The organism is Hymenobacter glacialis (genome assembly GCF_001816165.1).
Lineage (GTDB): Bacteria > Bacteroidota > Bacteroidia > Cytophagales > Hymenobacteraceae > Hymenobacter > Hymenobacter glacialis.
On sequence record NZ_MDZC01000062.1, the window covers coordinates 21484 to 35147 of the forward strand.

A 13664-nucleotide genomic window follows, 5' to 3' on the forward strand; every position below is an offset into this window, starting at 1 on the left:
TCTACTGGATTGGTGGTGGCTCGCGAGGTGCCTCGGCTCCGCTCGGCATGACGGACGGCTGCGCTCGGCACATCGTTTGGCTGCGCTTGGCCTAGCTGTGCTTTTACAACGTTCTTTATGCGCTAAAACGCTGCCGCCATGCCCATCGACCTTGCCGCCATCCGCTCCTTCGAAAACCTCGAGTTTCTGGCTCGCCAGCTGGTAGACGGGTTTATTACCGGGCTGCACCAGTCGCCGTACCACGGGTTTTCGGTGGAGTTTTCGGAGCATCGCCTCTACAACCCCGGCGAAAGCACGCGCCACATCGACTGGAAAGTATTTGCCCGCACCGATAAGCTCTTCGTGAAGCGGTACGAGGAGGAAACCAACCTGCGCGCACACATCCTGCTCGACGTGAGCCCCAGCATGTACTACCCCGCACCGGGACACGATAAGCTCAAATTCAGCATTCTGGCGGCGGCGGCGCTCACCACCCTGCTCACCCGGCAGCGCGACGCCGTGGGCCTCGTGACCTTTGCCGAAACCGTGGAGCTGCAAACGCCGGTGCGCTCCACCAGCACCCACCGCCACATTCTGCTGCTGGCCCTGCAACAGCTGCTGGAGCGCCCGCCCGCTCCCAAAACCGTGCGCGGCACCAATGTGGCCGGCACCATCCACGCCATTGCCCAGCAGATTCCCAAACGCTCGCTCGTCATCATTTTCAGCGACATGCTGGGGCGCAGCTCCGCCGAGCAGGAGGCGGCCCTGGCGGCCCTGCAGCACCTCAAGCACCAGCACCACGAGGTGCTGCTGTTCCACGTGCTCGACCGGGCTACGGAGGCCGATTTTGAATTCACCGAGCGTCCCTACATCTTCGAAGACATCGAGACGGGCCTCGAAATCAAGCTGCAGCCCTCCCAGATAAAAGAACAGTACCGCGCCGCCATGACGGCCTACGAGCAGGAACTGGCCCTGCGCTGCGGGCAGTTGCGCATCGACTTCGTGCCCGTGGACGTGCGCGAGCCGTTCGAGAAGGTCCTGTATGCCTATCTGGTGAAGCGCGGCAAAGTCCGGTAGGACCGCTCAGGTGCTAGTTATCTGTTGCTAATTGTCAGTGCGGAGCTCATGGTATGACGGACAAGCAACAGCGTCCAACTGACTACCCGGCCGCTTTTAAATAGTTATTCAATCCCAACAATCCGCATGCCTCCCCTGGAATTTACGATAGTTATGGTGGGCGCCCTGGTGCTGTTTGCCCCCGTCACGGGCTACATTGCCGCGAGCTACGGCCGGTCGTTCTGGCGCTGGTACGCGCTGGGGGTGCTCCTGCCCTTCTTTTCCATGTTTGTGGCCATTTTTGTGGCTATCCGCACCCGGCTGGCCGAGGAAAAGGCCAACCCTAAACTGCCGAAACATTAGGCGGTGCTACGGGCTGGGCCATTCAGTGGGCAGCAACCCGTATGTTTGCCGGCAGTGCTGGCTTAAGCTGCCCCGTGGGTAGGTTATTGCTGGTTGTTTCGTTTCCTTTTTCCCCTTTTTATGTACTCCACCCTTCTGTTGCTGCACTCCTGGTCCCGTTGGTTCGTACTCCTTTTTGGTCTCATTGCCGTGTATCGTGCCTACGTGGGCTGGTCGGGCCGCCGCGCCTTTGTGGGGGCCGACAACGGCATGGGTGCTGCTTTCTCCGGCTTCACCTGGCTGCAGGTGCTCATCGGCTTCGGGCTATATTTTGGCGTGAGCCCCTGGGGCCTGAACGCCATGAAGCAAGCCGGCGCCATGAAAGACCCCACTGCCCGCTTCTTCGGCATGGAGCACGTGGCCGTGATGATACTGGCCGCCATTGTGGCGCAGGTGGGCCGCATTGTCGTTAAAAAAACCAGCGACCACACGGCCAAGCACAAGCGGGCTTTCCTGTACTTCGGCATTGCCCTGCTACTGATACTGCTCATGATTCCTTGGGGAATCTGGAATCCGGCGCGGCCGTTATTCCGTTTTTAATTGCTAATTTTAAAGCCCGACAGTTACTGCGCATCTGCAGGGCTGGCTTGCTGAATTACCTATTGCTGCACCCGTGACCACCACGCCCAAACGCTGCTATTCTGTAGAGGACTTCTCTGATTTGATCAATTCCCGCCTGCAAAAGCTTGAGCGGCGGAAAGAAGCACAGCAGCGGTACGGCAGCCTCCTGGCCGTATTGCGCCAGCAAGTAGACTCCTACCGCCAGCGGCGCTCGTAGTAGCGGGCAAGGCCGCCCAGCGGCCTGCTTATTTTGCATAACCACAGCATTCCGACCGGATAACTATCCGGTCGGAATGCTTTTTTTTGGGCCGTACTCCTCAACAGCCAATGCCTGTCCTGCTGAGCCGACGAGACAGAACAGGAGCGTTTAGACAGCAGTGCATAATCCTATTTATCAATCATATAACCTAACAACACAAAGCTCACGACCTGCTATCGGAAAGGGTGCGCACCTTCTGTGACCGGGGAGCTTTCACGGGAAGGCTTCAGAAAAAATCCTACCTTCACAGCGAAACCATCCCTCCCACCCACCCCATTTTTTATGTCCAAACTTCACGAACACGCCCAGATAAGCGGCCAAACCCTGCGGCCCGAAAGCCTGATGATGAGCTACGGCTACACCCCTGCCTGGAGCGAAGGCGCCATCAAACCGCCTATTTTTCAAACGTCTACGTTCGTATTCAAAAACGCCGAAGAAGGCAAAGCCTTCTTTGAGCTGGCCTACGGCCTGCGCCAGGCCGACCCCGACGAGGAAATGGGACTCATCTACTCGCGCCTCAACAACCCCAGCCTGGAAATTCTGGAGCACCGCCTCACCCTCTGGGACGGCGCCGAGGAAGCCGCCAGCTTTGCCAGCGGCATGGCCGCTATCAGCACCACGCTGCTGGCCCTGCTCAAGCCCGGCGATGTGGTGCTGCACTCCGAGCCCGTGTACGGCGGCTCCGACTTTTTCCTCAAAAACGTGCTGCGCAAATTCGGCATCACGGCGGTAGGCTTCCGCCCCACCGCCACGCCCGAAGAGCTAACGGCCCAGGTGGCCGGCATCGAACAGGGCCGCCTGGCCATGATATTCGTGGAAACCCCCGCCAACCCCACCAACCACCTCGTGGACCTGGAGGCCTGCGCCGCCCTGGCCCGCCAGCACAGCACGCCCGAACACCCCATTCGCCTGGTGGTGGACAATACTTTCCTGGGCCCGGTATTTCAGCACCCGCTCAAGCACGGCGCCGACGTGGTGCTGTACTCAGCCACCAAGTTCATCGGCGGGCACTCCGACCTGATTGCCGGCGCGGCCCTCGCCAGCAAGCCCCTCATGAAGGAGATTAAAGCCATGCGCACCTTCATGGGCACCATGTGCGACCCCAACACCGGTTGGATGCTCATGCGCAGCCTCGAAACCCTCAAGCTGCGCATGGAGCGGGCCGCACAATCAGCCCAGGTAATTGCCGACTGGCTCCGCGAGCACCCGCTGGTGGCGCGCACCTACTACCTCACCCATCTTGAGCACAACCCGGCCCAGCAGGACATCTACCGCCGCCACTGCCTCTCGCCCGGCTCCATGATTTCCTTCGACATCAAGGGCGGCGAGGCCGAAGCCTTCCGCTTTCTCAACGCCCTGAAGCTCATCAAGCTGGCCGTGAGCCTGGGCGGTACCGAAAGCCTGGCCGAACACCCCGGCACCATGACGCACTCGGACATCACCCTGGAAGAGCAGGCCGAAATGGGCATCACCCCCCAAATGATTCGCCTGAGCATCGGCGTAGAAGACCCCAAGGATTTGATGCTGGACATCAGCCAGGCCTTTGAGGCCGTGGGCGTGGTGAAAGAGCGAGAAATGGAATTGGCGTAGTTGCTTTGCTTTGTGGGCACGAGCTTTGGCCCCGTGTCCACAAAGCAAAGCAATTCACCGCGCCAAATAATGAAAAAAGAAGGCTTTTCAATTCAGGGGGACGGTGGCAACTCTATTTGTTTTGCCATTGATGAAGTTTATGGATTTCCAGAAACAACCAGCCATTGGGGAGGCTACGATGCTCGAGTAAGCCTAACAATTAAGTCAAGCTGCTTTCAAGCCAAGGCGACTGTGTGGACGTCAACGGGCGAGATATTCGCATTGCATCAGCAACTCCATCAATGCAACGAAAGCATCGCAGGTAATGCGGCTTACACTTCATGCGAAGGCAATTTGGCTCTCACCGTTCAGTATGATGCCATGGGCCACATTACTATTCGCGGAAAATTTTCTGAGGGGAATGAATACTGTAACGCACTAGATTTTGAGTTTCAATCTGACCAGACTTTTGTGCAGATGACCCTTCTTGAGCTAGACCTAATTGTAAAAAAATACGGTAACCTGAAGGGAATAAATCTATAATTAGTCCTTGGGCTGGTGCAACACAATACCACAAAAAAACGCAAGAGCCTGCCGCTTCATCAGCGGCAGGCTCTTTTCGTTTAAAATTGAGCAATTTCCTACTGCCCCAGAACGATGGCTCAGTTATTCTTCCTATCCTTGCACACACCTTAATTCCTGACCACTATGGGCTTCTTTTCCGGACTTCTCGATAATGCGGGTGCTGTGCAACCCGCCGACCTCACCACCGATTACGGCATGCTGCTGGCCAGTGGCGAAACCATTGAAATTGGTTTTAAACTGGTGCGCGACGTATTCATTTTCACCACCAAGCGGCTAATTCTGGTGGACAAGCAGGGCCTGACGGGCAAAAAATCGGAGTACCTGTCAATAGCCTACAAGAGCATTTCCCGCTTCAGCATCGAAACCGCCGGCCACCTGGACCTGGATGCCGAGCTAAAAATCTGGGTATCGAGCGAAACACTGCCCAGCATTACCCGCAAATTCAGCAGCGGCGTGAACATCTACGACGTGCAGCGGGTGCTGGCGCAGCATGTGTTGGGTTAGCCCGGCTCAAAAGCGGCAAGGCTGGCTGTGAGCCGGGCCTTTGAGGCCGTAAGCATGCCCAAAGTGTTATCGGAAATGGCCTTCGTCTAACCAGTACTTTGCTTTTTCATGAACAAAAAAAGGCCTATCAAATACGAGAGGCCTTTTTTCTTTGGCAAAGGCCCGGTTGAGACTAGTGCGTTTTTACCACAATTTCTACGCGCCGGTTTTTCTGGCGGCCCTCAGGGGTGGCGTTGGTAGCCACGGGCTTGCGCTGGCCGAAGCTTTCGGTGGTAATGTCATCGGCGGAGATTTTACCGGTTTTCGTCATGTAGTTCTTCACTGATTCGGCGCGTTCCCGGGCCAGGTCCCGGTTGTAGCTGGCTGAGGCCGTCGAATCAGTGTAACCCATGACCATGATTTCCTTGCCGGCATAACGCTGCTTGACGGATGCGATGACTTCATCGAGGGAAGCAGCTGCCTGCGGCCGGATGGCGGCCTTGTCCACATCAAAAAGCACGGTTTCATCGAGGGAGTACACCTGGTAATCAGCATCGCCGCGCACTTCCGTGGCAGTGGTCTTGATTTCCGGCAACGTCACCGTTGGGAGCATGGTCCGGGTTGTATCAAAGTATTCACGGTCGGTTCGGAACACGACGGCTGTATCGGCCGTCGCGTCCGAAGCTTCGTCTAGGTTTTGGGTTTTCTTGATGTTGTCGCAGCCGGTGAAAGCAACGGCGCCAACAGTGAGCGCGGAAAGAAGGAGCGTTTTCATAAGAAGTTGGTGTGCTGGCAAATGATGATGTCAACATTGTGCTTTACGCATATTCACCACGTATAGTTGAACTCGAGCCTCTGGATGGCATCCATGCAACTCTGTCCACAGTGTCACTGAAGCTGGTTGCGCCTCCCTCCCCACTGGGCCAAAACGCAAAAGCCGGCCGCTATTGAGCGGCGGCTTTTGCTGTGTTAATCGGGGCTAAACTATTGCCCCAGCACGATGGCGAACACCAGCGGCGCCACAATGGTCGCGTCGCTTTCGATGATGAATTTCGGCGTTTTCTCGCCCAGCTTGCCCCAGGTGATTTTCTCGTTGGGTACGGCGCCGGAGTAGCTGCCGTAGCTGGTGGTGGAGTCCGAAATCTGGCAGAAATAGCCCCACAGCGGCACGCTGGTGCGGCCCAGGTCCTGGTGAAGCATGGGCACCACGCAGATGGGGAAGTCGCCGGCAATGCCGCCGCCAATCTGGAAGAAGCCCACGGTGCTCTCGTCGGTGGCCTGCGCGGTGTACCAGTCGGCCAGGTACATCATGTACTGGATGCCGGTGCGCATGGTGTGCACGTTTTTCACGTCGCCGGTCATCACGTGGCCGGCGTAGATGTTGCCCAGCGTGGAGTCTTCCCAACCGGGGCAGATGATGGGCAGGTTTTTCTCGGCCGCGGCCAGCATCCAGGAGTTCTTGGGGTCAATCTGGTAGTACTGCTCCAGCTCGCCCGAAAGCAGAATCTGGTAGAAAAATTCGTGGGGAAAATACGCTTCGCCGGCTTTGTCGGCCTTTTCCCAGAACTTCAGCACCGAGTGCTCCAGGCGGCGCATGGCCTCCTCCTCGGGGATGCAGGTATCGGTCACGCGGTTCATGTGGCGCGCCAGCAGGGCCGACTCATCAGCGGCGGTCAGGTCGCGGTAGTTGGGCACCCGCTCGTAGAAGTCGTGGGCCACGAGGTTGAAGATGTCCTCCTCCAGGTTGGCACCGGTGCAGCTGATGATGTGCACCTTGTCCTGCCGAATGAGTTCGGCCAGCTGAATGCCCATCTCGGCGGTGCTCATGGCACCGGCCAGCGTTATCATCATTTTGCCGCCATCGGCGAGGTGCTTGTTGTAGCCATCGGCCGCATCGATGAGCGCAGCGGCGTTGAAGTGGCGGAAGTGGTGGCGGAGGAAGTTGGTTACTTGCATATGGGGGATGTGGGTGTTAAAGGAACGAGAAAAGAACGGTCATGCTGAGCTTGTCGAAGCATCTCTACCGCGTAAGTAATCCCTATTGTTACAACGAAGCGGTAGAGATGCTTCGGCTACGCTCAGCATGACCGTTCCTTTATGGTGACGACTGACAAATTAGCTCGGCTGTTCAATCATCAAATTATGATTGGTGTAAATGCAGATGTCGGCGGCAATGTGCAGGGCATCTTCCACCATTTGACGGGCGCTGAGGTGCGGCGCGTGCTTCTTGAGGGCCAGCGCGGCGGCCTGCGCATACATGGCGCCGCTGCCGATGGCGGCCACGTCGGAGTCCGGCTCCAATACGTCGCCGGTGCCGCTCAGGATGAGCAGCTCATCTTTGTCGGCCACCACCATCATGGCTTCCAGCTTGCGCAGGTACTGGTCTTTGCGCCACTCCTTGGCCAGCTCAATGGCGGCGCGCTTGAGGTTGCCGCCGTAGCCGTTCAGCTTCTCATCAAACTTGTCAAGCAGCATGAAGGCATCGGCGGTGGAGCCGGCAAAACCGGTCACGATTTTGCCATCCTGCAGCTTGCGAATTTTGCGCACGTTGCTTTTGGCAACTTGCTTGTCCATGGTGGCCTGGCCATCGGCCCCGAGGGCGATTTCGCCGTTGTGGCGAATGCCAAGGACGGTAGTAGAACGGATTCTGGTCATGAGGAAAATAGCAGGTCATACGCATCACCGCCCAACCGGGGTGAAGCCACAAAATTACGCCCTGCTGCCTAACCAAACCGCTTGGGCATCGGATTTAAGAGTTAGGAGTTAAAAGTGACGAGCTAAAGCACCACCTATTTTTGGCGCTTTAGCTCGTCACTTTTAACTCCTAACTCTTAACTCTTTTTAAAAGCGGGCCTGAATCTTGGCGAACAGGAAGCGGCCGTTGGCCCCCATTTGCACAGGGTCCCAGGCGCCGCCGGTTTCGGTGCGCTGCGGGTCGAAGAGCGTGGGCACCACCCCAAACAGGTTGGAGCTGCCCACGGCCAGCTGCAGGTGCGGGGTCAGGGCGTAGCTCAGGGTCAGGTCGGTGGTGATGCGCGAGGCGTAGTTCATCTCCTCGTTGTCGAAGTCCAGGAGCGTGATTTTGTCGAAGCGCACGAAGCGCAGCAGCGCGCCCCACTTGCTCACCTGGTAGTCGAAAGTGGCGTTGATTTTGGAGGGCGGCGCCGATGCTTTCACAAATGCCTGCTCGCGGGGACCAAAAAAGTCGTCTTCGCGGCCGGCCAGACGGCCGGAGGTTTTCACGCGGTCAATCTTCAGGTTGTTAAAGTTGGCGGCCAGCGTGGAAGTCAAGCGGCCGGTGCCCACCGTGGCCACGTGGTTCAGCACCACGTCGAGGCCCAGCGAGCGGGTGTCGGCAGCGTTGGCGAAGAACTGGGCCTGGTCCACGTTCAGGGCCACCAGGTCGGCGCCAATCACGGGGTCGTCGGACCCAAACTGCGAGGTGAGCACCACCCGGTCGCGCACCTTGATGTAGTAGCCGTCCACGGTCAGGCTCAGCGCCGAGCCCAGGCGGCTGGTGAAGCCCACGTTGGCGCTGGTCGAGGTTTCCTGCTTCAGGGCCGGGATGCCCAGCTTCTGGGTCACGGCGCTGTTGTTGCGGGCCAGCAGCACCTCCACCGGCTTGCCGTTGATGAAGTTAGTGAAGGTGGAGTTGAAGTTAATCTGCGCCAGCGAGGGCGCTCGGAAGCCGGTGCTGAACGTGCCGCGCACCGTCAGGAAATCGGTCAGGTTGTAGCGGGTTGAAGCCTTGTAGTTGAGGCTGCTGCCAAAGTCGCTGTAGTTCTCAAAGCGCAGCGCCGCGGCCAGCAGCCAGCGCTGGGTCACGCTAAGCTCGGCATCTACGTAGGCCCCGATGTTGTCGCGGTTGGACTTGATTTCGTCGCTGGGCTGGTAGCCTGGGAAGCCCTGCGAGCCACCCGATAGGTTGGGGTCGTAGTTGCGGTACGATGCTTCCTCACCGGCAAACAGCTTGTACCACTCGCGGCGCCCTTCGGCCCCGGCGGCCACGTTCAGGCCCTGCAGCACGGTTTTGTAGTTGCGCGTGAGGCCCACGCTCACCACGTTCTGCTGCAGCTGGAAGCCCCCGGCCTTGAAGGAAGTGGGCGACGCGGCCCCCAACGAAGCGTTCAGGGTGTTGCGCAAGCCGTACTCAAAGTTGTTCGAGCCGAAGTTGTTGCTGATGTCCAGCTCCCACTCGCCCAGCGCAGTGCGCACGCCCGCCACCGCCGAGGCGTCCACGATGTCGCTGGTGATGATGGGGTCGAAGCCGTTGGGGTAAAGGGCGGGCACGTTGCGGTCGTCGTCAGCAAAGCGGGTCCAGGCGTAGGCATCGCCCTTGCGCTTGTTCAGCCCACCAAAGGCGTACACGTGCGACTTCTCGTTGAGCGCAAACTTGGAGTTCAGGTACAGCGACGCGTTGGAAACCTCCGGGTCGCCGTACTCGCGCCGGGCCAGGCCGTTGGGCGACGGCACGTTGGCCCGCTGCGTATGCTCGCGCTTGTTGTAGTCGAGCGTGGCGTTGATGAAGCTGCCCTTCTCGCCCAGCCCAATGCCGTAGTTGACGTTGGCGTTGAAGTTGGCGCCGTCGAAACGCTGGTTGTCGCGGCGGTATTTGGCATCGTACACGCCGTAGTTGGCACTGGCTGTGAGCTGCTTCACCGAGCTTTTGAGCACGATGTTGATGACGCCCGCAATGGCGTCGGAGCCGTACTGGGCCGCCGCGCCGTCGCGCAGAATCTCAATGCGCTCGATGCTGGCGGCGGGTATCACGTTCAGGTCGGTGCCGGTGTTGCCGCGCCCGCGCGAGCCAAACAGGTTCACCAGGGCCGACTGGTGCTGGCGCTTGCCGTTCACCAGCACCAGGGTCTGGTCGGGGCCCAGGCCGCGCAGGCTGGCGGGGTCCACGTGGTCGGCCCCGTCGGAGCCGGTCTGGCGGTTGGAGTTGAAGGAAGGCGCCACGAACTGCAGCAGCTGGTTCACGTCGAGCTGGCCGGTTTTGGCGGTCACCTCGCGAATGTCGATGATGTCAACGGGCGAGGGCGAATCTGTGACGGAGCGGTTGGCACTGCGCGAGCCCACCACCTGCACGTCCTCGAGGCTGGTGCTGCTCTCGGCCAGGCTGATGCTGGTGGCGCTGCCGTCGCCAGCTACTTCCTGGGTAGCGTAGCCCAGGGAGCTGATAACGAGCCGGGGCTGGGCCGTGCGCGTGCGGAGCGAAAAGCGACCATCGCCGCCGGTGGCGGTACCGTTGTTGGTGCCTTTTTCCACCACCGTCGCGCCAATTACGGGCCGGCCAGCGGGGTCCAGCACTTGCCCGGTCAGGGTGGCATTTTGGCCCCAGGCCATGCTGCTAACCAAGCAGATGGGGGCAATCAACAAACTTGATTTCATGATAGAAGTAGATGTTGTGAGGTGAAGAAAAAGCAAATGCGTTGTTGAAATCAAGTATTTCAATGCATGCAAGCTAACTCATCCAAATGAAAAAAAACCAGCCGGTTGAGGCTGGTTTTTTGTGTCAAATGAAATTAGACTCAGATGAGCATGCGCATCGGGTCTTCCAGCAGGCCTTTCAGCGTTTGGAGGAAGGCGGCACCGGTGGCGCCGTCCACCACGCGGTGGTCGCAGCTCAGCGTCACCTTCATGATGTTGCCGACCACAATCTGGCCGTCCTTCACGATGGGCGTTTGCTTGATGCCGCCCACGGCCAGGATGCAGGAATCGGGTGTGTTGATAATGGCCGTGAATTCGTCGATGCCAAACATGCCCAGGTTGGAGATGGTGAAGGTGCTCCCCTCCCACTCGGCGGGCTGCAGCTTCTTGCTCTTGGCGCGGCCGGCCAGCTCTTTCACTTCGGTGGCAATCTGCGAAAGCCCTTTCTGGTCAGCGTTGCGTATCACGGGCACCAGCAGGCCTTCGTCCACGGCCACGGCCACACCAATGTTGATGACTTTATTCTGACGGATTTTATCCCCCATCCACGAAGAATTGATGGCCGGATGCTGGCGTAGGGCCACAGCAGAAGACTTCAGCACCAGGTCATTGAACGACAGCTTAATGGGCGACAGCTCGTTGAGCCGCACACGAGCTTCGATGGCCTGGTCCATGTTGATTTCCATCGTAAGATAGAAATGCGGGGCCGTGAACAGGCTCTCGGAGAGGCGCTTGGCAATCACCTTGCGCATCTGCGACACGGGCGTGTCGGTGTAGGTGCCTTCGGTGGGGGCTTGGGCGCTTGGGGCCTTGGGAACTTGGGAATCGGCCGGAACCGCTGCTTGCGGGGCCGGAGCTGCGGGAGCTGCGGGAGCAGCAGCTTGCGTTGCAGGCGCTGCGGCACCGGGCTGGAAGTTCTCCACGTCGCGCTGCACAATGCGGCCGTTGTCGCCGGAGCCTACCACCTGCGAAAGGTTGATGCCTTTCTCTTTGGCAATGCTCTTGGCGAGCGGCGAGGCGAGGATGCGGCCACCGGGCGCCGCGGGAGCAGCAGCGGCGGGCTGGGCAGGGGCTGCTGCCGGAGCAGCTTCGGGGGCTTTAGCAGCTTCGGCAGGCGCGGGCGTTGCGGCCGGAGCCGCTTCGGGGGCCGAAGCAGCACCGCCGCTTTGCCCACCCAGCAGGGCCTGAATGTCGGCGCCTTCCTCGCCGATGATGGCCAGGATACCGTCCACAGCCACGGCTTCGCCGGCTTTGGGGCCGGTGTAAAGCAGGGTGCCGTCTTCGTAGTTTTCCAACTCCATGGTGGCCTTGTCGGTCTCCACTTCGGCCAGAATATCACCCGATTTCACCTTGTCGCCCACGTTTTTCAGCCAGGCGGCAATGGTGCCTTCGGTCATCGTGTCGCTCATCTTGGGCATGCGCACCACAGTGGCTTTCTTGCCATTGGCGGGCGCGGCGGCGGGCGCAGGGGCCGGGGCGGGCGCAGCAGCGGGAGCCTCTTTCGGGGCTTCGGCGGCGGGAGCTGCAGCCGGAGCAGGCGCTGCTTCAGGCTTTGGGGCTTCGGCTTTGGGAGCTTCGGCACCGCCCTGGGCACCGGAGAGCAGGGCCGAAAAGTCCTCCCCCTCTTTGCCCACAATGGCCAGAATACCGTCTACTACCACCGACTCCTGCTCTTTGGGGCCAATGTAGAGCAGGGTGCCGTCTTCGTAATTTTCCAGCTCCATGGTGGCCTTGTCGGTCTCCACTTCGGCCAGAATATCACCGGATTTAACTTTATCACCCACTTTCTTGAGCCAGGCCGCGATGGTCCCTTCGGTCATCGTGTCGCTCATTTTGGGCATTTTTATGATTTCGGCCATCGGTTTATCACGCTTGGATTAAGGAGGCCAAAATTAGCCCGAAAAGTTGGCCAGACAACTTTGTTGTGGTTCGCGGCAGCCAGGCAAGGGGTTATTTGCGGCCTGCATGGCCGCGCTGCTCCTATTCCCTGTTTTGCCGGCAGCCTCCCCTAGCTCGTTAGCGCAGCGTTTTTGCCAGCCGATAAGTGTGTCACGTCCAGGAAGTTTCTCACCGTGAACATGGTGCCCGTAAATTCGAGCTTGTAGAGACACAAGTTACTGTGTTCGAAGCCTTCCATGCAGCTAAGCGGGTAGTTGAGCAGCTGGCAGAGCATCACGCGCATGGCCCGGCCGTGCATGCACACGAGCACGGTTTGCTCGTCGTTGCGGGCTTTCAGCAGCTCAATAACCGGGCGCTGGCGGGCGGCCACTTCCTCGGGGCTTTCGCCACCGGTGAGGCGGGAAGTGGTGCGGCCCGCGCCCCAATCGGCCAGCACGCCGCGGTATTCGGCGTCCTCTTCCATGGTGATGCGGGTGCCTTCGCGCTCGCCCCAGCTTATTTCGTTCAGGCCAGCGTGGGCTTCGTGGGGCAGGCCCAGGTCGAGGAACTGCTGCACCGACTCGTGGGTGCGGCGCAGGGCGGAGGTATACACTTTATCGAAGGGCACGCGCCCATAGGCCGCAAAGAACTGCGCGGCCTGGCGGCGGCCCGTGTCGTTTAGGCTCGAATCGACGCCGCTGCCCTGCACAATTCCTTGCACGTTGAAGTCGGTCTGGCCGTGGCGTAGGAGGAAAATGGTCCGGGGCCTCACGTTGCGTAGTAGTTTTGCGGACGCTGTTTTATCGCAGTATTTGCTTCAACAATACAGCGAAGTACGAGGTTTTAACCCCGGCCGTTTACCAATTTAAAACTATTTGCAGCGATGCAGCCATTCCTGACCTGCTCGCCCGCCCTGCCCTGCTCCTTATGAATCTGGAAGAAGTGAACCGTTGGACGGCCTCCCGCCCCACCCTGGCCGATGCCCTCGGCATTGAAATCACCGCCGTGGCCGAGGGCTACGTGGAAGGCCGCATGCCGGTAGATGGCCGCACCCACCAGCCCATGGGCCTGCTGCACGGCGGCGCCTCGGTGGCTTTTGCCGAAACCCTGGGCAGCATAGCCGCCGCCTGCCGCGTAGACCGCACCAAGCAAGCCACCGTGGGCCTGGAAATCAACGCCAACCACCTCAAGGGCGTGCGCACCGGCTGGGTGCGGGGCCGTGCCACGCCAGTGCACGTGGGCCGCAGCACGCAGGTGTGGGAAATCCGCATCACGCACGAAGAAACCGGCGCCCTGGTGTGCATCAGCCGCATTACCATGGCTGTGATTGACTTACCCACCACCCCCGGCAAAACGGCCTGATGCACACCAGTGAATTCCGGCAGCTGCCGTGGCCCGCGGCCGCGGCGGGCCTCGATGCCCACGCCCGCCTGCGCCATCTGGTGGCGGGGGCGCTGCGCAC

At 59.6% G+C, this 13664-nt stretch carries 14 protein-coding genes; 8 read left to right on the top strand and 6 right to left on the bottom strand.

Going from position 1 to position 13664, the window contains the following annotated elements; translation table 11 throughout:
• The first annotated feature begins 138 nt into the window (after positions 1-138).
• From BEN48_RS09595 to BEN48_RS09620, 7 genes are all read left to right on the top strand, one after another.
• A complete protein-coding gene (locus tag BEN48_RS09595; RefSeq protein WP_070734417.1) occupies positions 139-1056 on the top strand; it encodes a DUF58 domain-containing protein in 918 nt (305 codons plus the stop codon).
• Positions 1057-1182: 126 nt separating this feature from the next.
• A complete protein-coding gene (locus BEN48_RS09600) occupies positions 1183-1398 on the top strand; it encodes a hypothetical protein (protein ID WP_070734418.1) in 216 nt (71 codons plus the stop codon).
• A gap of 120 nt (positions 1399-1518) precedes the next feature.
• Complete coding sequence (locus BEN48_RS09605; protein WP_070734420.1) at positions 1519-1977, top strand: hypothetical protein; 459 nt, start codon at positions 1519-1521, stop codon at positions 1975-1977.
• A 73-nt stretch (positions 1978-2050) separates the two neighbouring features.
• The gene (locus BEN48_RS19115) at positions 2051-2215 is read left to right on the top strand and encodes a hypothetical protein (RefSeq protein ID WP_158010142.1); all 165 of its coding nucleotides are present in this window, start codon (positions 2051-2053) and stop codon (positions 2213-2215) included.
• Positions 2216-2539: 324 nt separating this feature from the next.
• Complete coding sequence (locus BEN48_RS09610; RefSeq protein WP_070734422.1) at positions 2540-3847, top strand: cystathionine gamma-synthase family protein; 1308 nt, start codon at positions 2540-2542, stop codon at positions 3845-3847.
• Positions 3848-3916: 69 nt separating this feature from the next.
• The gene (locus BEN48_RS18745; protein ID WP_125932569.1) at positions 3917-4369 is read left to right on the top strand and encodes a WapI family immunity protein; all 453 of its coding nucleotides are present in this window, start codon (positions 3917-3919) and stop codon (positions 4367-4369) included.
• A gap of 165 nt (positions 4370-4534) precedes the next feature.
• Positions 4535-4915, top strand: a complete 381-nt coding sequence (locus tag BEN48_RS09620) for a PH domain-containing protein (protein WP_070734426.1) — start codon at positions 4535-4537, stop codon at positions 4913-4915.
• A gap of 172 nt (positions 4916-5087) precedes the next feature.
• Here BEN48_RS09620 and BEN48_RS09625 read toward each other — a convergent pair whose 3' ends face one another.
• From BEN48_RS09625 to BEN48_RS09650, 6 genes are all read right to left on the bottom strand, one after another.
• Complete coding sequence (locus BEN48_RS09625) at positions 5088-5669, bottom strand: OmpA family protein (RefSeq protein WP_070734427.1); 582 nt, start codon at positions 5667-5669, stop codon at positions 5088-5090.
• Between the two features lie 209 nt (positions 5670-5878).
• Entirely contained in the window at positions 5879-6850 is a 972-nt protein-coding gene (locus BEN48_RS09630) for a deoxyhypusine synthase family protein (RefSeq protein ID WP_070734429.1), read from the bottom strand.
• A gap of 159 nt (positions 6851-7009) precedes the next feature.
• Positions 7010-7549, bottom strand: a complete 540-nt coding sequence (hslV, locus tag BEN48_RS09635) for an ATP-dependent protease subunit HslV (RefSeq protein WP_070734430.1) — start codon at positions 7547-7549, stop codon at positions 7010-7012.
• A 186-nt stretch (positions 7550-7735) separates the two neighbouring features.
• Positions 7736-10285, bottom strand: coding sequence for a TonB-dependent receptor (locus tag BEN48_RS09640; protein WP_070734432.1), 2550 nt, complete (start codon positions 10283-10285; stop codon positions 7736-7738).
• A gap of 140 nt (positions 10286-10425) precedes the next feature.
• Positions 10426-12183 carry a pyruvate dehydrogenase complex dihydrolipoamide acetyltransferase gene (locus BEN48_RS09645; RefSeq protein WP_070734433.1) on the bottom strand — a complete coding sequence of 586 codons (1758 nt, stop codon included), beginning with the start codon at positions 12181-12183 and terminating at the stop codon, positions 10426-10428.
• A 149-nt stretch (positions 12184-12332) separates the two neighbouring features.
• A complete protein-coding gene (locus BEN48_RS09650; RefSeq protein ID WP_070734435.1) occupies positions 12333-12974 on the bottom strand; it encodes a histidine phosphatase family protein in 642 nt (213 codons plus the stop codon).
• 155 nt (positions 12975-13129) lie between these two features.
• Between BEN48_RS09650 and BEN48_RS09655 the strand changes: the two genes are divergently transcribed.
• Positions 13130-13564, top strand: a complete 435-nt coding sequence (locus BEN48_RS09655; protein WP_070734437.1) for a hotdog fold thioesterase — start codon at positions 13130-13132, stop codon at positions 13562-13564.
• The last annotated feature ends 100 nt before the right edge of the window (positions 13565-13664 follow it).